This window comes from Defluviitoga sp., from assembly GCF_035349255.1.
Classification (GTDB): domain Bacteria; phylum Thermotogota; class Thermotogae; order Petrotogales; family Petrotogaceae; genus Defluviitoga.
In genome coordinates, this window is the sequence record NZ_DAOPSE010000002.1 from 13,031 (window position 1) to 32,327 (window position 19,297).

Annotated in this window: 18 protein-coding genes and 1 tRNA gene; 16 read left to right on the plus strand and 3 right to left on the minus strand. The window is 32.0% G+C overall.

Features of this window, described 5'->3' with window-relative positions; translation table 11 throughout:
- Position 1: 1 nt before the first annotated feature.
- From rnpA to PKN74_RS01185, 6 genes are all read left to right on the plus strand, one after another.
- Positions 2-361, plus strand: a complete 360-nt coding sequence (gene rnpA, locus PKN74_RS01160; protein ID WP_472307748.1) for a ribonuclease P protein component — start codon at positions 2-4, stop codon at positions 359-361.
- On the plus strand, positions 358-627 hold the full coding sequence (yidD, locus tag PKN74_RS01165; protein ID WP_472307750.1) for a membrane protein insertion efficiency factor YidD: 270 nt from the start codon (positions 358-360) through the stop codon (positions 625-627). The genes rnpA and yidD overlap by 4 nt, the downstream gene beginning before the upstream one ends.
- A 40-nt stretch (positions 628-667) precedes the next feature.
- Positions 668-2,062 (plus strand): membrane protein insertase YidC, encoded by a 1,395-nt coding sequence (gene yidC, locus PKN74_RS01170; protein WP_472307752.1) that lies wholly within the window; start codon positions 668-670, stop codon positions 2,060-2,062.
- An 8-nt stretch (positions 2,063-2,070) separates the two neighbouring features.
- Positions 2,071-2,724 carry an RNA-binding cell elongation regulator Jag/EloR gene (jag, locus tag PKN74_RS01175; RefSeq protein ID WP_472307754.1) on the plus strand — a complete coding sequence of 218 codons (654 nt, stop codon included), beginning with the start codon at positions 2,071-2,073 and terminating at the stop codon, positions 2,722-2,724.
- 50 nt (positions 2,725-2,774) lie between these two features.
- Entirely contained in the window at positions 2,775-3,614 is an 840-nt protein-coding gene (locus PKN74_RS01180) for a hypothetical protein (RefSeq protein ID WP_472307756.1), read from the plus strand.
- Between the two features lie 386 nt (positions 3,615-4,000).
- Positions 4,001-4,534: a fibronectin type III domain-containing protein gene (locus PKN74_RS01185; RefSeq protein ID WP_472307758.1), complete on the plus strand. Its 534-nt coding sequence runs from the start codon at positions 4,001-4,003 to the stop codon at positions 4,532-4,534.
- A gap of 347 nt (positions 4,535-4,881) precedes the next feature.
- On the opposite strand, the gene PKN74_RS01190 is transcribed toward PKN74_RS01185, so the two are convergent.
- A tRNA-Glu gene (locus PKN74_RS01190) sits at positions 4,882-4,956 on the minus strand.
- Between the two features lie 82 nt (positions 4,957-5,038).
- Complete coding sequence (locus tag PKN74_RS01195) at positions 5,039-6,367, minus strand: sigma-70 family RNA polymerase sigma factor (protein WP_472307760.1); 1,329 nt, start codon at positions 6,365-6,367, stop codon at positions 5,039-5,041.
- 352 nt (positions 6,368-6,719) lie between these two features.
- Here PKN74_RS01195 and rsxC point away from each other — a divergent pair, with 352 nt between their 5' ends.
- Genes rsxC through rsxA form a run of 5 tightly spaced genes read left to right on the plus strand, consistent with a single transcriptional unit; the run spans position 6,720 to position 11,549 of the window.
- Positions 6,720-8,048, plus strand: coding sequence for an electron transport complex subunit RsxC (rsxC, locus tag PKN74_RS01200; RefSeq protein ID WP_472307762.1), 1,329 nt, complete (start codon positions 6,720-6,722; stop codon positions 8,046-8,048).
- 1 nt (position 8,049) lies between these two features.
- Complete coding sequence (locus tag PKN74_RS01205) at positions 8,050-9,027, plus strand: RnfABCDGE type electron transport complex subunit D (protein ID WP_472307764.1); 978 nt, start codon at positions 8,050-8,052, stop codon at positions 9,025-9,027.
- Positions 9,024-10,361 carry an FMN-binding protein gene (locus tag PKN74_RS01210; protein ID WP_472307766.1) on the plus strand — a complete coding sequence of 446 codons (1,338 nt, stop codon included), beginning with the start codon at positions 9,024-9,026 and terminating at the stop codon, positions 10,359-10,361. Before PKN74_RS01205 ends, PKN74_RS01210 begins: the two co-directional genes overlap by 4 nt.
- Position 10,362: 1 nt before the next feature.
- A complete protein-coding gene (gene rsxE / locus PKN74_RS01215; RefSeq protein ID WP_472307768.1) occupies positions 10,363-10,983 on the plus strand; it encodes an electron transport complex subunit RsxE in 621 nt (206 codons plus the stop codon).
- Positions 10,980-11,549 carry an electron transport complex subunit RsxA gene (gene rsxA, locus PKN74_RS01220; RefSeq protein WP_472307770.1) on the plus strand — a complete coding sequence of 190 codons (570 nt, stop codon included), beginning with the start codon at positions 10,980-10,982 and terminating at the stop codon, positions 11,547-11,549. The genes rsxE and rsxA overlap by 4 nt, the downstream gene beginning before the upstream one ends.
- Positions 11,550-11,598: 49 nt before the next feature.
- On the opposite strand, the gene PKN74_RS01225 is transcribed toward rsxA, so the two are convergent.
- On the minus strand, positions 11,599-13,656 hold the full coding sequence (locus PKN74_RS01225; protein WP_472307772.1) for a metallophosphoesterase family protein: 2,058 nt from the start codon (positions 13,654-13,656) through the stop codon (positions 11,599-11,601).
- Between the two features lie 203 nt (positions 13,657-13,859).
- On the opposite strand from PKN74_RS01225, the gene frr reads away from it, so the two are divergent.
- The 5 genes from frr to alaS all read left to right on the plus strand — a co-directional run bounded on the left by frr (position 13,860) and on the right by alaS (position 19,296).
- Positions 13,860-14,381, plus strand: coding sequence for a ribosome recycling factor (gene frr / locus PKN74_RS01230; RefSeq protein WP_472307887.1), 522 nt, complete (start codon positions 13,860-13,862; stop codon positions 14,379-14,381).
- Positions 14,382-15,122 (plus strand): polyprenyl diphosphate synthase, encoded by a 741-nt coding sequence (gene uppS / locus PKN74_RS01235; RefSeq protein ID WP_472307774.1) that lies wholly within the window; start codon positions 14,382-14,384, stop codon positions 15,120-15,122.
- Between the two features lie 5 nt (positions 15,123-15,127).
- The gene (locus PKN74_RS01240; RefSeq protein WP_472307776.1) at positions 15,128-15,973 is read left to right on the plus strand and encodes a phosphatidate cytidylyltransferase; all 846 of its coding nucleotides are present in this window, start codon (positions 15,128-15,130) and stop codon (positions 15,971-15,973) included.
- A 16-nt stretch (positions 15,974-15,989) separates the two neighbouring features.
- A complete protein-coding gene (locus tag PKN74_RS01245; protein ID WP_472307778.1) occupies positions 15,990-16,394 on the plus strand; it encodes a type II secretion system protein in 405 nt (134 codons plus the stop codon).
- A 271-nt stretch (positions 16,395-16,665) separates the two neighbouring features.
- A complete protein-coding gene (gene alaS, locus PKN74_RS01250) occupies positions 16,666-19,296 on the plus strand; it encodes an alanine--tRNA ligase (RefSeq protein WP_472307780.1) in 2,631 nt (876 codons plus the stop codon).
- The last annotated feature ends 1 nt before the right edge of the window (position 19,297 follow it).

Genomic DNA, 19,297 nt, shown 5'->3' on the forward strand with positions numbered 1-19,297 from the left:
TATGAGTGATCAGAAACTTAGAAAAAAAGAAAGACTTAAGTATAGTCGGAATTTTAAAAGAGCTTTTGAGAAAGGTAAACGAGTAATTAGTTCTTATTTTGTTATCATTTATGTTGAAAATGATTTAGAATATAATAGAATATCTACTGTAGTTAAGAAAGATTTTGGAAAGGCTATTCAGAGAAACAAAGTTAAAAGATATATTAGAGAAATATATAGAACTAACAAGAAAGATTTTCCTCTAGGTTACGACTTTGTGTTTATACCGCGAAAGTCTTTGTCAGATAACTTCGATAAAATTAGTTATTCTGAAATAGAAGAAGTGATTTTAAGTATGGTAAAAAGGATGACAAAAGAATGAAAAAAATAGTTCTTAAGTTGATCGAGTTTTATCAGAAGTATATTTCTCCAGCCACTCCTCCTCGGTGCAGATATATTCCTACTTGCTCTGCTTATACATATGAAGCAGTAGAGAATTTTGGTGTTTTTAAAGGATTATATTTAGGATTAAAACGCATTTTGAGATGTAATCCTTTCCATAAAGGAGGATTTGATCCGGTTCCCTCGACTTTTAGTTTTTTTTCTCACAAGAACAAGGAGAAAAGTAGAAAATGCCTTGATCTATAATTATTGATTTTTTTATTTTAAGTATGAAGGAGTGTGTGACTTGAAGAAAAGAAACATCCTACTAGTTCTTTGTTTAACAACTTTAGCAATTTTGTCTTTTTCAATACCTGAGATACAGGTTTCAGAAAGTTCTCTTCACGATACTTTACAGATCGAAATGAAACTATACAAATTGGTACTTGATAAAGAAGGTCATATTATAAGTTTCGAACTTTATGACAATAAAACCAAGAAGTATAACTTAGTCTACGAATATATGGGAGACAGTTTTGACATCTTAGACTTAACCTCCCTGGAAGAAATATTACCAATTAGTTACTCATATTTTGTTCCAAAAGATCAAAGTTACATAGAGATAAAGTATGTTTTTCATGATCAAGGAGAAAAGATTTATAAGTTTTTTAATGATCCAAATTTTCATTTTGATGTTGAGTTTAATAATTTAGTAGGTTATGTTACTTTACCAACAATATCTTATAGTTCAGGAATTCGATATAAAGATAAAGATTTTGTTTCTTATATAAATAAATCACTTTTAACAGGAGTTAAATTAGATGCAACATTAGCCTTTCATGCCCCGTCAAAAATAGAAGTGTACGATAACAAATACTTGTTTAAAATAGATCGAGAAAGCTGTACGCTCGTTTCTTATTTAGGTCCTACAAAAAAATTATTTATGAAGGAAACATTTTCGGGGATCGATGAAAATGGTAATGTATATTCGAGTATAATTTCATTAATGAAGGACCTAGGAAAATTTGGGTTTTTTTCTAACATTTTTTATGGATTAGTGTACTTTTTCTGGTGGTTATTTAAGGTAACTGGAAATTTTGGTTGGGCAATAATTCTTTTCACCTTAATAGTAAATGCAATCTTGTTTCCTATTTATGGAAAACAAAAGAAATCGGCAATTGAGATGAAACAGTTACAGCCGGAATTGGATAAAATTAAGAAGAAATACAAAAATCCACAAAAACAGCAAGAAGAAATGATGAAATTATATGAGGAGAAAGGTATAAATCCTGCGAGTGGATGTTTAATATCTTTAATACCTTTACCAATTATGATCATGCTATGGCAAGTTATTTATTATTTTGAAGGAAGTTATGCGTATAACCCAAGATTCTTCTTCTGGACAGATCTCTCTATTGGAGGGTTTAAAGCGAACTTTCCACTTTTGCTAATAGCTATTATTGCATCTATTATTAATGCAATGTTAATGTCCCAAGATTCAAAAACAGCTTGGACTTCTGTTGTCATGTCTGTAATTTTTCCTTTTATTTTGATAGGTTTGCCTGTTGGAGTTTTCATTTATTATGCAATGAATAATATTATACAAACAGTCTTAACTTATGTTTACAACAAAATTTATAACGTTAAAGGGATCACGGTTCGTCAACTTTTTGGTTTGGGGCCTAAGCCTGTCAGGAGGTGAATATCGAAGTGCTAAAAATAGAGCAAAAAAAAGTTTTTGAAGGAACCGATTTAGAATCTACCTTAGAAAAGGTTAGAGAAGAGTTTAAAGCGCAAAGTAATGAAGAAATATCTTATAGGGTTATTCAAGAACCCTCAAAAGGTTTTCTTGGTATAGGGAAAAAACCTTTGATTATCGAAGCTTATCCTAATGAAAAGTACTTAATAAACCGAGTAAATGAATTCTTGAATACTATTCTCTCATATTTTGAAGAAGAAGTGGATATTAAAATTAAAAGTCATAACAAAACGATAACGATTTATTTAGAAGGTGAAAATTTAGGTAAGATTATTGGGAAACAGGGAAGAAACCTTGGCGCACTTCAACATCTCATTATGATTTACGTCAATAGGATGACAGACACCAAATTTGAAGTGAGATTAGATGTTGGTGAATATCGAAAAAAAAGAAAGAAAAACCTAGAATTAATTGCCGATCAGGCTGCTAAAAGAGCTATTACAACAAATAGTAAAGTTGAATTATCTCCTATGTTTGCTTTTGAGCGCAAAACTATTCATGAATACATTAAAAACAATTATCCTAAATTGGTGAGTGTATCAGTAGGATTGGAACCTTACAGAAAAGTTGTTATATATCCTTCAAGAAATGGAAAACGTAGATAACTTTTGTGTTGATTTATGTTAATAATAAGAACACTTGGGGAGGAAGTAAAGTGAGAACAATTTACCAGTATCAGGAACAGACTCTCTCGATTATCACGAAAGAAAAATCACCGGATTTAGGAATACTTGGTGGAATAGAGGTAGAGCATGTAATTGACGAGGTTCGAGATAACACGAGGATTGTGACTCAGGTTGGGGGACCTGGTGGTAAACTTGCTCTTTATTTAAACGATTTTTTCCATTTAAAACCGATAATTTTTGATTTTATCAGCATTGATGAGTACATTGATTTAATAATGAAAACATTCCAAATGAAGAAGATACAAATTGTTTGGTTAGAAAAGATTTTAGGTAATAAAAGAAAAGTCAGAAACTTAATAGAAAATAAGGAGTACGTAGATGAGAGAGAATCCGAAGTAAAAATCGAGCCTGAATTTTTGCTACAATTTCTACATAATTTAAAAAATGTATTTGTTTGCTATGAAAACTGGAACCAAAAATTTTTTGATTTTATAAATTCTGAAAATAGAAAGGTTTTTGTACATCTTGATAAACAAAAAATAAATGAAAATACTTCAACCTTACATTGTGATTATCTTTTTTTAATAGCAGAACATGCCACAAATTTTAAAGATCTAACCGTGTTGTTGAAAAATTTTAAAACATCCAACAATATTATTATTACCCATGATGCTATTTTGTTTCAAGATAAGGTTCAAGAAGTACGAGTGATGCAAAAGAAATATTTTGAAGAAGCTGTTTCCGCATTTGAAGCTGCTTTTATAAGTTGTCTAACAAGAGAGGCCACGCTAAAAACAGCACAAGAGAGCGCCTTTAGTTTGTACAATCATGTACTTGAAAATGGTTCTATTCCTACAGAAAAAATATGAAATAAGATGTAAAATTATATAAATGAAAATACAGCGATGGTGCCACCATCGCTGTATTTTTTAATTTTACTAATTAGAAGAAATTAGATGGATTGGTAGTTCCCTCCTGTTATTAGGAGATATAGTAAAATGGCTTATCTTAAGAACTGCTTATGCAAAGTTTTTAAATCTCACTTCGATTTTCTAACTGTCAAATTCATGAGGACACATAATTCTTTAAAATTATTTTGAATTTTAATGTTAAATGATGTAGAATTTATTAATAAAATAATCAGATATAATTCTAAAATTTTAGAAAGTGAAAAGTTTCACGATATTATTATTTCGACACTTTTCTGTTTCATAGGACTAGTAAAAGATAAAGAGTATAAAGGGGAGCACTTATTATGAGGAAATATGAATATTTGGGTTTGGTTGTATTTTTATTAGTCTTATTATTTTTATGTGTTCCTAATATAATACTGTCAAATGCTCTGAGTAATCTAAAATCTCAAGTCAAATCTTCAACTGAGATAAAAGTAACATGGAAAGATGATTCAGACAACGAAACAGGATTCAAGATAGAGAGAAAAACAGACTCAACCGATTGGAGTGAGATTAAAACAGTGGAAACTAATGTAACGGAGTACACAGACACAGACTTAGCTCCAAATACTAAATATTATTACAGAGTAAAAGCGTACAACAAAGTAGGAGAGTCGGGATATTCAAATATCGTCAAAGCTGTTCCTCTTTCGGCTAAATGGAAAGGTGATTGGGTTGACTCAAGTCCAGTGATAGGAAGTGACGGTACTATATATGTCGGATCAGGTAAGTATCTCTATGCACTACAGGGAAGCAGTAACGGATTAGCATATGCTCCCTGGCCAAAATTTAGGAAAAATAACAGAAATACAGGAAATTTCGTTGATGTTGAATAACATTATATTGTATACAGACATTTTTTAAGCTTATTCGTTTTTCTGTTCCTTATGATATAGGTAATGATATAAGTAATTTTCATTGATTTAAAAAAACTGCTTCTCTTTTTGATATTGGGTGGAAAAGATAATCGATATATACAACCAACGTTATTTCAGAGTATACGGCTATACTTTTAGCATACGAAGAATATAAAGATACAAATAAATCAGGTGGATAATTTTGTTATCCACCTGAAATATTCTAGCTTTTTCTCCCAGTGAAAGGAGACTTATTTACTTGTTTGTTGTTTACAATCTACTTTGTTAAAAGCAGTTCGTAAAATAAGTACTTATACTTATATTCCTGGTAGCCCCACAGGGAATCGAACCCTGACTCTTGGACTGAGAATCCAATGGACTAACCGTTATCCTATGGGGCCCACATTAACAACGGAGTTTTTAAAGAGTTATACTCTTATCGACTAATCCTGTTAACAACCTTTTCATATAATTATAAAAAGATTAATACTCATTAAGGATATTTTCAATCATTTTTCTTCTTACAGGATGCTTTAGCTTTCTGATAGATTTTGATTCAATCTGCCTTATTCTTTCTCTTGTGACATTAAAATATTCTCCAACTTCTTCCAGCGTTTTTTGTTTACCATCGATGAATCCGAACCTCATCTTTAATACCATCGCTTCTTTAGTTGACAAAGTGTCAATAACTTCTTCAACTTTTTCTCGAATGATCATTTTTCGTCCTTCTTCGTGGGGAGTTGGAATGTCAGAATCCACAAAGTCTAATAATTCAGATTCACCCTCACTATCAACATCGTTAGATATCGGAGCATTTAAAGAGTATATGCTTTTGGAACTTATCAAAATTTCTTTCATCTTCTCTACAGGTTTGTCCATTAATTCAGCTAGAGTTTCTAAATCAGGGGCTTCACCATTTTCTTGGATATATTCATTAACAATGCGATTCATTTTATTAATAGTTTCAACTAAGTGCACAGGAATCCTTACAGTTCTTCCTTGATCTGCAATAGCACGAGTAATAGCCTGTCTTATCCACCAATATGCGTATGTAGAGAATTTATAACCTTTTCTCCAATCGAATTTTTCGACGGCTTTCATTAAACCAATATTTCCTTCTTGTATTAAATCTAAGAAGCTTAATCCTCTACCTGTATACCTTTTGGCAATGCTTATCACGAGTCTTAAATTAGATTTTATCAGTTCATCTCGAGCTTTTTTATCACCTTTCTGTGCTCTCATTGCTAATTTTCTTTCTCTAGAAGGAGTCAAAAGTTTACTTTTACTTATTTCTTTTAAGTAGATTTTTATAGGATCTTGCATAGAAATGTTGTCACACATTTCTACTTCCAAATCAGAAAAACCTTCAAAAATATCATAGAGATCTTCATCAGTAAAGTCATCATAAATACTATCTAAATTGTCATCAGCATCATCTTCTTCATTATCTCGCGCCTCATAATCCATTTCAATACTTTTACAATACTTTTCTAATTCTTCACCATCTATTACAGAAATTTCAGCTTCTTTTAACTTATTGTAAAAATCAATGAGAAACTCAAGACTAAATTCATCATTATTATAAGTTGTTATAACTACTTCTATCTCTTCAAAGGTTATTGTGTTGTTATTTTTCCGGGCTTTGTTTTTGATCTTTTTCACAATATCGGTTTGTTCAGAATCTTTACTTTTTGAACTTTTTACGGTTAATGTTTGACTGCTCTTTCCTTCTCTATGTTTAGGCTCCGATACCCTTACTTTTTGGACTTCCGTGTTAATGTTAGAATCACAACCTTTTTTATCTTCCAACATTCAAGAATCACCTTCTACTATAAAAGATAAGAATTAACATTAATAGAAAACTAAATTAAAGTTTAAAAGTTAAACTTGTCTAATATGAAAAATTAATTTTATACATTGTGAGACTAAAATACAAACACAAAACTTAAGCAAGTAGCTCAGGCACCGCTTTTATTATACTATTTTAATATTAAAATCACATTAATATGTAATTAACAAACAAAAATTTAAAATTTTTTCACAAAGATTGCATTGTTAGAGTACCTTTTTGGTGTTATAATAAAAGCAGCACATATTAAAATTATTCTAGTTAAATTTTTCACAATTATTTTTTAAAAAAGTATACTAAAAAGGAGGTAATTTTGTGCCAACGTTTACGTTTAAGGGTGGGGTTCATCCTCCTCAAAGGAAAGATATCACTAGAGACAAAGAAATACAGAGTCTCCCGGTGCCTGATGTTGTTTATCTTTTCATGACTAATCATGTAGGGGCCCCAGCTAAACCTATAGTAAAAGTTGGAGATTTTGTGAAAACAGGTCAACTTATAGGCGAAGCTGCAAATGGAATATCTGCTAACGTTCATTCATCGGTTACAGGTGAAGTAGTTGGTATTGAATCTGTTATAAACGCTTCAACTGGTAGAAGAGATCAAGCTATTGTTGTGAAAAGAACTTCTGAGGATCAATGGGAATATTTAAGTCATGACAAGGATTTTAAAAAATTTTCTAAAGAAGAAATTATTCAAATAGTAAAAGATGGAGGCGTTGTAGGATTAGGCGGTGCAATGTTTCCAACTCATATAAAGATGATTGTTCCAAATAACAAAGTCGTCGATTATTTGATAATTAATGGTGCAGAGTGCGAACCTTACATTACTATAGATGATCGAATGATGAGAGAAAAAGCCGACGAAATCATAAAAGGTATAGAGATATTAGATTATGTACTAGATCCAAAGAAAATTTTTATTGGTATCGAAAACAACAAACCCGAAGCAATTGAAATTATTCGAAATAATGTAAGAAATAACGCAAAAATAAAATTAGTGCCTTTGCAAACGAAGTACCCCCAAGGAGCTGAAAAACAGTTAATAACAGCTATTACAAAGCGAGAAGTTCCTGAGGGAGGATTACCCATTGATGTTGGAACTTTGGTATTCAATGTGTCTACTATTTATGCTATTTATGATGCTGTAGTAAATGGTAAGCCCTTAGTTGAACGAGGGATTACCATAAGTGGCAGTGGGGTTAAGAGGCCCGGTAATTATTGGTTTAGAATTGGTACAACTGTTGCAGATCTTTTGAAATACGTGGGTATAGTTGAAGAAGACAAAATAGACAGAATTTTATATGGAGGTCCGATGATGGGGATTCCCATCTCAAGCATAGATTTACCTACCTTTAAAGGAAACAATGCTATAACAGTATTAACTAAAGAAGAAATATTAAAAAGACGTACTTATCCTTGCATAAGATGTGCATCGTGTGTTGAAGTTTGCCCAATGGGCTTACAACCATATTATCTTAAGAAGCTTTCAGATGCTAGAAGAAACGATCTGGCTGAAGAAAATGGAATATTAAGTTGTATAGAGTGTGGTGCATGTTCATACATATGCCCATCGAACATTGATTTATCTAGATCTTTTCAAACTACCAAAAAAGTGATTCAGGCAATTCAAAAAAGGAGGGGTTGATTTGAGACTTAGTACCGACGCTGCTCCCCATTTTAGAACAAATGATTCTACACGAAAAGTAATGTTAGATGTTTTAATTGCTTTAACTCCAGCTGTTATAGCATCAACTTGGATTTTTGGGTTAAGGGCTCTTTTCATTATGCTTTATTCAATGGTATTGGCAGAAGGTTTAGAATACATTACAGTAAGATTTATAAGAAAACAGAAAGATTTTAAGCCAGATTTTTCTGCCTCTGTCACTGGGTTACTTTTAGGCATGAATCTTACATTGGGAGTAAATTGGTGGCAAATTTTGATAGGAGTAATGGTCTCCATATTAATAGCTAAACATGCTTTTGGAGGATTAGGACAAAACTTTTTCAATCCTGCGCTGGTAGGGAGGGTTTTTTTAATGATTTCCTTTCCTACTGCTATGACGACTTGGTATCAACCATTTTATTATAGAAATCCAACTATAATGACCGCTGCTTCACCTTTAGGTATGTTATTAGATCAGGGTGTTGATCAAGTTTTAAAAAATTATAGTTATTGGGACATGTTTGTTGGTAAAATCCCCGGTTCCATTGGAGAAGTATGTACGCTAGCGCTGATTATAGGGTTCATCTATTTACTTATAAGAGATAGGGTTAAGGTTATGATTCCATTATCTTATATTGGGACCGTTGTAGTGTTTAGCTCTATTCTTTATTTAGTTGATCCTATAAAATTTGGTAATCCGTTATTTCATTTGTTGACAGGGGGATTAATATTGGGTGCGCTTTTCATGGCCACTGATATGGTCACCACACCTATGACAGCGAAGGGGGAATTTGTTTTTGGGCTTGGTGCAGGTGTTTTAACTGTTTTAATAAGGTTGTTTGGAGGTTATCCTGAAGGAGTTTCTTTTTCAATCCTTATAATGAATGCATTTGTTCCATTGATAGATGATTGGCTTAAACCTAAAATTTATGGCACTTCTAAAGGAGGTGCTAAGAAGTGAAACAACATTTAAAAACCGGTCTAATATTAGCAGTTTTTATGCTAGCTTCAGGTTTATTGGTATCCATCGTTTATAATTTAGTAAGTCCATATTTAGAAGAAGGAGATATAGCAAACACATTAAAAGCTATAGAAGAAGTTTTAAAAGATCCTACGTCCGGATCATTGATCATTTCAAATGTTCCAAAGGATAAAAAGACTCTTGATGAAGCTATTTGGAAAGAAAATCCAGATGGGATATTATATACAAGTTCAAAAGGTGCTAAAGTATATTCGCCATCCTACATGTTTAAAGAAGATGGTAAGGAAATATATGTTTTAACTGTTTCTGGTTTAGGATTTGGTGGAGAAGTTAAAAGTATTATTTCTTTAATCAAAGAAAGTAACGAGCTTAAATTAAACAAAATTGAGTTATTAGATTATTCTCAAGAAACACCAGGGCTTGGGTCAAAAATTGGTGAAGAAAATGTAAAAAGTAGATTCTTCAATATTCCACAAACAGGGCTAACTTCAGGAATTAGAGTCGATAAAGACGCGAGAGTTAACATACCAACAGAAGCATTAGACAGTTACAAAGAACAGGGTATTGTTAAAACAAGCGATGTTATGACAGGAGCTACAATCACTGCGAGGGCAGTTGCTGATTCAATAAATGCAGCTGTAGAATTTTTGAATCAAGAAGGGGTTCTTAAAGCGGAATTAAAAGAAGTTTTACCCGAACCAATAGAACCCCAAGAAGAAGTTGATTGGAATGTAATTTTACAGGCAATTATCAGGATTCTTATTGATAGTAAAACCGGAGAATATCTTGTTTCAAACATCCCAACGAATGTACGAGATCTAGAATCAAGCATTTGGAAAGAAAATCCTGATGGTGTATTGTACACTAGTTCAAAAGGTGCAAAAGTATATTCTCCTTCCTACAAATTTACCGAGGATAGCAAAGAAATATATATTCTAAATATTGCTGGTAGAGGATTTGGAGGAGAAGTTAAGAGTTTAGTTTCCTTTGTTAAGGAAAATGACGCACTCAAATTAAACAAAATTGAAGTTTTAGATTATTCTCAAGAAACACCAGGACTTGGGTCAAAAATTGGTGAAGAAAAAGTTAAGGAAAGGTTCTACTCGATTCCACTCCCCGGACTTATTTCTGGTATAAAGGTTGATAAAGATGCAGGAGTTTCGGTACCAGCAGAAGCATTAGACAGTTACAAAGAACAGGGTATTGTTAAAACAAGTGATGTTATGACAGGAGCTACAATCACTGCAAGGGCAGTTGCTGATTCAATAAATGCGGCTGTAGAATTTTTAAAACAAGAAGGGGTGATTTATTAATATGGCCGATATTAAAAATTTTACTAATGGCTTAATAAAGAACAACCCAACTTTTGTTCAAGTTTTAGGTATTTGTCCCACTTTAGCGACTACTACAAGTGCAAAAAATGCGTTAGGTATGGGATTAGCTACGCTATTTGCCTTGTTACTCTCAAACATAGTTATTTCTTTGATAAGAAAAATTGTTCCAGAAAATGTAAGAATTCCTATATATATTGTGGTTATAGCTTCCTTCGTTACGGTTATAGATTTGTTAATGCATGGTTTTCTTCCTGAATTATGGGAATCTCTAGGCATTTTCATACCCCTTATAGTTGTTAATTGTATTATTATGGGAAGAGCTGAAGCTTTTGCTTCAAAGAACGGAGTTGTAGATTCTATATTTGACGCACTTGGTAATGGTTTAGGGTTTACTGGAGCTCTTTTTTTAGTAGGTTCAGTGAGAGAGTTAATAGGAAACGGGAGTATATTGGGAATAAATGTTTGGGGAAATACTTTCAAAATACCTTTACTTATTTTAGCACCTGGGGCTTTTCTTACTTTAGGTATGTTACTTGCTATGTTTAACACAATAGGTAATGCAAAGAAAAACCAGAAAAAAAAGGCAGGTGCTAAGAAATGAATTTAGTTTTACTTTTTATTTCTGCTGCATTGATAAACAATGTTCTCTTATCTAGATTTTTGGGTGAATGTCCTTTTTTGGGAATATCAAAAAGCAAAGATTCAGCTATAGGAATGGGGTTAGCTGTAATATTTGTTATAACTCTTTCGGGAGCTATAACATGGTTTTTAAATGAGTTACTGGTGTTTTTAGGATTAGAATACTTACAAACCATCGTTTTTATTCTGATAATAGCTGTATTGGTACAGTTTGTTGAACTCTTCTTGAAAAAAACTAGTCCCTCACTTTACGAGGCATTAGGAATATATCTTCCTTTGATAACCACAAATTGTGCCATATTAGGTATGTCATTGTTAAATATAAGAGAAAATTATAATTTTATTGAAGCTTTAATCAATTCATTCGGTTCAGGATGCGGATTTGCACTTGCCTTGATAATATTTTCGGCAATAAGAGAAAAAATGCAGTTAAATGATGTTCCAAAGGCTTTTGAAGGGACAGCATTGGCTTTGGTAACTGTTGGATTGCTTTCTTTGGCTTTCATGGGTTTTTCTGGTTTAGTATAGTCTCTTTTTTGTTATAAAAGATGAGATGAAAGAGAAGGGAAGATTGATGTCAATCTTCCCTTTCTTTTTTATGTATATAAAACTCATCTATTATTTCTTTTATTTCTTTATACTCATGTGGGAAAAGTGGATTGTCAACTTCTGCTACGGCAGTAACAGTCACTTTTACAGTATCTTCTCTAACTTCAAAAGTTACATAATGTAATTTACCAAGTTCGTGTTTAATATGCCAGGGTAAAGGTTCCGCGCTATGATTCGTATTTAATTTAGCTCCTCCACCACCTGTTGTTATAAACATTATGTCATCCTTATAGTGCCTTTCATATGCATGGATATGACCATTTATAACCACATCAACTCCATATTTTTTGAACAAAGGCAACCAATATTTAGTGTTATAATGGCCTTCTGCAAGATTTTCGTTCATAGAGCCATATTCAGTTGCTGTAGTCCAAAAAGGATGATGAAATACAACAAAAATAAAGGTTTTGTCTTTGCTATTTTCCAAATCATTTTCAAGCCACTTGGTTTGTTCTTGGAATAAAGGTGTGTTTTCAAGGATGTTAGAGTCTAAAATTATGAAATGTGAGTTTCCATAATCAAATGAGTACCATCTCTTTGAATAATCTCCTCCACCTGTTGGTAAGTAGAAAGCTTTGTAGTAAAGTTCATTGTTTCGTTCGTGATTACCTAAAGCTGGATAATAAGGTATCTGAGAACTTAGAGGATACATTGATTCAAAAAATTTAGACCAACTTTTTTCGGAACTCCCTTCTTCAGTGTGATCACCAGGTTTAATGACAAATTCAAGGTTTAACATTTCTTGGGTATCTTCAATAATTCTGTTAACCACATAAGAGTGTAAATCATCATAAATTTGGGTATCTCCATAAGCGAGAAAATTAAACTTGTCAATTTCATTATCGTACGGTTTGGTTTTGAAACTTTTTTCTTCTGTTGCTAAGAAGTTGCTGTATGTATCCTCAACTTTTATACTGTAGTTATATACACTATCAGGAAATAACTCTTGAATGGAGATGTGATGATATTCCAAGGGAATCAAGTCATATGCATATGATACTTCGTCAGGATTACTTACAGGGGATACTTCAATTTTAACCCGAGCAGGGACATAAGTTCTGAAATTAATAGTTATACCATTTTCTGTTTTATTAGTTAAAAAAGGCTGGTAGAAAAAGTTGTTTTCCGGTACATCTAACAATATGTAATTGCAAGAGGAGACATTTATTGGTTCTGTTTTAAGATTTCCAAAATCTACTCTGATTTTGTAGTCTTCATCCGTTGGAATATAAAATGAAGCCATTTCATTTTCATCTACAACTTGAACAGATCTGATTTTTTTCACTTTATCTTCTAACACAACTCTTATCCCTTCAGAAGACTTTCCATTGCTTAACTTAACGTTCGTACTAACGGTTTGAAAGGCTATATCGTACATTTCATAATACTTTTTCTCTATGTCTGCACAACTTTTTTCAACCATTATAATTCTATTAAAGGTGATCTTATCATTTGGATTTAGTGTAAATTGGGAGACATTACTAGCCATTTTGTTACCTGGAATGATTCTGTCAAAAGATGGTTTATCAAGTGGAATATATCCAGCGCATCCATAATCTTGCTGCAATAAAAAGACATAATTATTTTCTAGTTTTGTAGAGCTAAAGAATGGGAAGGTCTCAGAATAATCAATTATTTCAGCGAATTGCATTTTTTTGGGTTCGTTAGTTTTATTTTCTACAATAGAAGTTATAACTAAATTACTGATTACCAATGTATATTTAGTAGAAACCTCGATCCCGTTATCGTAAGAAATAAAAGAAATAGAATTATCTGATATTTCTTGTATTTCATTCTTTAAAGTGGTTCCAGATATCATGAATTTATGGCTCGAAAAAAACGATTCGTCGTAGCTAGTAGATTTCACAGACTTTAGAAACCCAGAGTTTTCACCATCAGTAAAGAATTCTATGTCTAAGTAATTATTATGTAAGCTACTGATGTTTTTCTCTAATACTTTCGTATCAATAGAAAATAGAGTTAAAGAAATAAACAAAATGAACAGGATGAAATAACTTTTTTTCATAAAATATTACACCCTCCTTCAAATTGGGATAAAAAAATTAGTACAATGTGATATAATAAATTTTGATTCTAATAAATGTAATCAAGTCAATTATACTACATTCTATCTGATGAATTTGTGAAAAGAAGTTTGTTATTTTCTCAGCAAGTGGAGGTGAAATTGTGGCTAGGAAAAGTGTTTATGCTAAACAAACTGAAGAAAAGATGAAGAAAGTAGTGGTACATTTTGAAGAAGAGTTGAAAAAAGTGAGAACTGGTCGACCTTCAACAGCTTTTTTTGAGGATATAAAAGTGAACTACTATGGAACTCCAACACCTATAAATCAGGTTGCCAATTTGAGTATAGGTGAGGATAGGACCGTTATCATTAGTCCTTGGGATAAAAAGATGCTTGAAGCCATAGAAAAAGCTATAAATGCCTCAAATTTCGGATTTAATGCAATCAATGATGGAAATGTAATAAGAGTAAAATTTCCCTCTCCAACTGTAGAAGATAGAAAAAAATTAGTGAGACTCACTAAAGAAATGTTGGAGGAGACAAAAATTGCATTAAGAAATATTAGAAGAGAAGATATAAGAAAGGTAAGAGAGGACAAAAACAATTCCAAATTAAGTGAAGATGAGGCTAAAAAGATTGAAGAAGAAATTCAAGAAGTTTTAAAAAGTATGGAAGAAGAAGCAGAAAAAATATTTGAAAGAAAAGAAAAGGAGATTATGGAATATTAAATGGGAGTTTCTAAGGAAAGCCTGGCAGGGATTAATTTACCCAGACACGTTGGAATTATCATGGACGGTAATGGTAGATGGGCTTTAAAAAATGATAGAGAAAGAACATACGGACACGAACAAGGAGCGATTGTAGCAGAAAAAGTTATAGAATGGTCTAAAGATTTTAATATAAAGTATATTACTCTTTATGCTTTTTCAGAAGAAAATTGGAAAAGACCAAAAGAAGAGGTAGATTTTTTGTTCGAGCTTTTTATAAGATATTTTCAAGTAAATTTCAAAAAAATAATTGATAGTGGGGTTAAAATAAGATTTATAGGTAGGATTCAAAATCTACCTGAAGAAGTTTACGAAACTTGCCTAGAAATACAAGAAATGAGTAAAGAAAAAGAAGACCTAAATGTAATTCTTGCACTTAATTATAGTGGGAGGCAAGAAATTGTAGATGCAGTTAATAAAATCTTGAAAAACACTAAAGATGAAATAACCGTTAACGACATACAAAAAAATCTTTATTTACCAGATGTTCCATATCCAGATCTAATTATAAGAACAGCAGGAGAGCAACGATTAAGCAATTTTCTTCTTTGGCAATCTGCTTATTCAGAGCTTTACTTTACAGAGGTGTTATGGCCCGACTTTTCTCGTGAAGATTATTTAAATGCACTTTTGGACTATTCAAAACGAGAAAGAAAATTTGGAGGAGTACCTGTTCATACCAATATAAATCAAATGGAGTGACATATTTGAATAAAAAAGAGCTAGCCAAAAGAACAATTTCAGGAGTTATTTTAGGTCCTATTGTTGTTTTTTCCTTTTTAACCTATCCTACCCTTCTTGGATTGGTAACAGCTATAGTTATGATATCATCTTTTGAGTTAATAGAGATGTTTACAAGTGACTTTAAAAAGCCTTTAATTAAATTTCTTTTGACTTTTATTGTAGGTGCTTCTAGTTTGGTTTACGGTTTTGCTTTAGAAGCAGAATCTCGTGGTATTCTACCTTTTGAAGCGGAAGTGACTTTCTTTTTAGGATTTGTCATTTGTGTCATTTTAACTTTGGCAACTGTAAAAGATATAAAATATACTAAACGATTTATTGAATCATCTGCATTGAGTCTTTTGTATGTATCTTTTTTCCTTTCGCATTTTTATTTAATTCAAATGAATTATGGAGCAGGCTTAGCTATAATGGCTCTCACTTCAGTTTGGGCTTATGATGCTGGAGCTTTCTTTATAGGATCAAAATTTGGCAAACATAAACTTTCTCCACATTTTTCTCCAAAAAAAAGCTGGGAAGGGTTAATTGGAGGTATAGTTTTTACTTTTGTATATTTGTTTATTTTCGAATCTATAGGACATTTTTTTTCTTTAATGTCAAAAATGAATGTTTTACAAATGTTAATATTAGCAATAATGGTAGGGATATTTGATACTATTGGAGATCTTATGGAGTCAGTCATAAAAAGATATTATAACGTTAAAGATTCAAGTAAGATTCTTCCAGGACATGGGGGTATGTTAGACAGGATAGATGGTTTATTGATAGCTACTCCTATGTGGTATCTACTTTTATCAATATTAGGAATATAAAAAGGATGGTGTTAAAATGGTTGAACGAAAATTCAAAGAAGGGTTTACGTTGCTTGAAGTATTAATTGTCTTAGGAATTATTGCTATCCTTGTTAGTATTGCAATCCCATCAGTTAAGGGAATCACTACTCAAGCAAAGGCTACAAAAGTTGTAACAGATATGAGAAATGTGGAAATTGCTGTATTGAATTATTCGCTTTATAATAAAAGCTTAACAGGTTTAACTATTGACACTTTAGTTAATGAAAATTATTTAAGTACAAAGCCTGAGAATATACAAATAACTCCAGGCGCATCAAGAGAGATTAAAATAGAATATACGGGAGAAGAACTTTCAGGGAAAGACTTGCAAAAAATCGATAATAATATCTCGTATGAAGAGGAATCTACCGATAAACCATATTTACTTGTAACGTATTAATTCGTTGTTGAAATTTTATATTATTACTTTTTTGCTTTTTCAATTTAGAATTTTTTGTTGGATATTTAAGTAGCTCGATTTTTAAACATAAAGTACTTAAAAATTTTTTTATAAATATAATCATTTAGTAATAAAAATACTAGTTAAAAAGTAGTAGAGTGAAATGCCTATCCTTTTCTTTTTTGGTTTAAATATTAGGCATACATCAAAAGTATGCAATTTAATTTCTATATACACTAAAAATACGTATAAAACAGGAGGAATTGATTAGATGAACTATCTAACTTCGGACGAAATAAGAGAAAAATTCTTGTCTTTTTTTGAATCTAAAGGTCATAAAAGACTTCCGAGTGCATCTTTAATACCAAATGATCCACAGTTATTGTTTACAGTTGCTGGGATGGTTCCATTTAAGCCGATATTTTGGGGCAAGGTTGAACCTACTTACCCTCGTGTTACTACCTGTCAAAAATGTATCAGAACGAATGACATAGAAAATGTAGGACGTACTCCTAGGCACCATACGTTTTTTGAAATGCTTGGGAATTTTTCTTTTGGGGATTATTTTAAAGAAGAGGCCATAGAATGGGCATGGGAGTTTTTGACCCAAGAATTAAAGATGTTTCCCGAAAAACTGTGGATATCAGTTTATGAAACTGATGATGAAGCTTTTGATATATGGAAAAATAAAATAAAGGTTCCAGAAAATAAAATATTAAGATTCGGAAAGGAAGAAAATTGGTGGGGACCCGCAGGACCCACAGGACCATGTGGTCCTTGTTCAGAGATTTATTATGATACAGGATATGTTAAAAATTGTCCGGATCCTAAAAATTGTACTCCCGCCTGTGATTGTGGCAGGTTTGTAGAGATTTGGAATATTGTATTTACAGAATTTTATGCAGATGAAGAAGGTAATTTATCTCCTTTGCCACGGAAAAATATAGATACTGGCGCAGGATTTGAAAGAATTTGTGCGATGGTTCAGGGAGTTTATGATAATTATAAATCAGATTTGTTTAAAGAAATCATTGAAGCAATAGAAGATACGTTCAATGTAAAATTTGGAAAAGATAAAGAAAAAGATGTGTCTATAAAAGTTATAGCTGATCATGCTAGAGCAATTGCATTTTTAATTTCTGAAGGAATTCTTCCTTCTAACGAAGGAAGAGGATATGTGCTTAGAAGGTTGATCAGAAGGGCTGTAAGGCATGGAACTCTTTTAAAGGCAGGAGGACCTTTCTTAGGGGATATTTTAAGAGCTGTTATAGAAAAAATGGGAAAAGTTTATCCTGAGTTGATTGAAAAACAAGAATTAATTAAGAAGATCACCTATATAGAGGAAGAAAAGTTTTTTGAAACATTAGAAAAAGGAGTAGAAAGGTTAAACAAGATAATTGAAACCTTAGGAGATAACAAAGTTCTTCCTGGATCTGTAGCGTTTGAACTGTACGATACTTATGGTTTCCCATTAGATATTACCAAAGAGATTTTGGAAGAAAAAGGATTAACAGTAAATGAAGATGAATTTAATAAATTAATGGATTCTCAGAGAGAAAAAGCAAGATATGCTTCAGGAGCGGTTGAATATGATAAGACCAAACCAGTTTACAAAGAGGTCACCAAAAAAATAAATCAAACAGAATTTATAGGTTATAAAAGACTCGAAGGTACTGAGGAAGTAAAACTAATTGTAAAGGATAATGTGTTGGTTGAAGAGGCGAAAGAAGGGGAAGAAGTAGAAGTATTTTTCTTAAAAACGCCTTTTTATGCAGAAAAAGGCGGACAGGTTGCCGATAAAGGAATGATCTTTACAGACCAATTTGAAGCCGAAGTTATAGATGTTCAATTTATTAGTGAGACAGTTATCTCTCATTTTATAAAAATAAAAAGAGGAAATGTGAAAGTTGGGGATGAAGTTAAACTAATAGTTGATGAAAAACTTAGAAAAGCAACAGAAAAGAATCATACTGCCACACATCTTCTTCATGCGGCGTTAAGAAAAGTTGTTGGAAGTCATATCAAGCAGGCAGGTTCATATGTGGAACCCGAAAGGTTGAGATTTGATTTTACTCATTTTGAACCCTTAACATTGAACGAAATCTTAGAAATTGAAAATCTTGTTAACGAACAAATCCAAAAAGCATTGCCTGTAGTTACTCATATAAAAAGTTTGGAGGAAGCTAAAGATTTAGATGTTATAGCCCTTTTTGAAGAAAAATATGGGGATACAGTAAGGATAGTTGAAATAAATGAGTTTTCAAGAGAACTATGTGGTGGTACTCACGTTTCTAACACTGGAGAAATAGGTATGTTTAAAATTATTTCTGAGTATTCTATTTCATCTGGAGTAAGAAGGATAGAAGCTATTACTGGCATGGAAAGCCTAAAATATACAACTTATTTGGAGAAAATAGTGAATACTCTATCTTCTAAATTAGAGGTTCCACGAGATAATGTTGAAAGTAAGGTTGATGAACTAATCAAGCTTATGAAAGAACAAGAAAAGGAAATTAAAAGATTGCAATCTCAGCTAGCATCAAAGGAGATTGAAAAATTTCTAGAAAATCCTTTAGTTGTAAAAGATGAAAAAGTAGTAGTTGCTATTTTAGAAAACGTTGACAAAGATGTTCATGCGAACACTGCGGATATTTTATTACAGAGATTAGGTAGCGGTGTAGTGATCTTATTTAACAAAAATAATGAAAACAGTGTTAATTTTATAGTAAAAGTTTCAAAAAACCTTGTTAATAAATTTAATGCCGGAGATATAGCCAAAAGGATTGCTCGCTACTTGGGTGGTGGAGGTGGAGGAAGCCCAACCTTTGCCCAGGCTGGAGGCAAGGAAGTTAAAAAAGTTGAAGAAGTAATAAAAAATATTTCTAATTTTTTGGAGGAGTAAG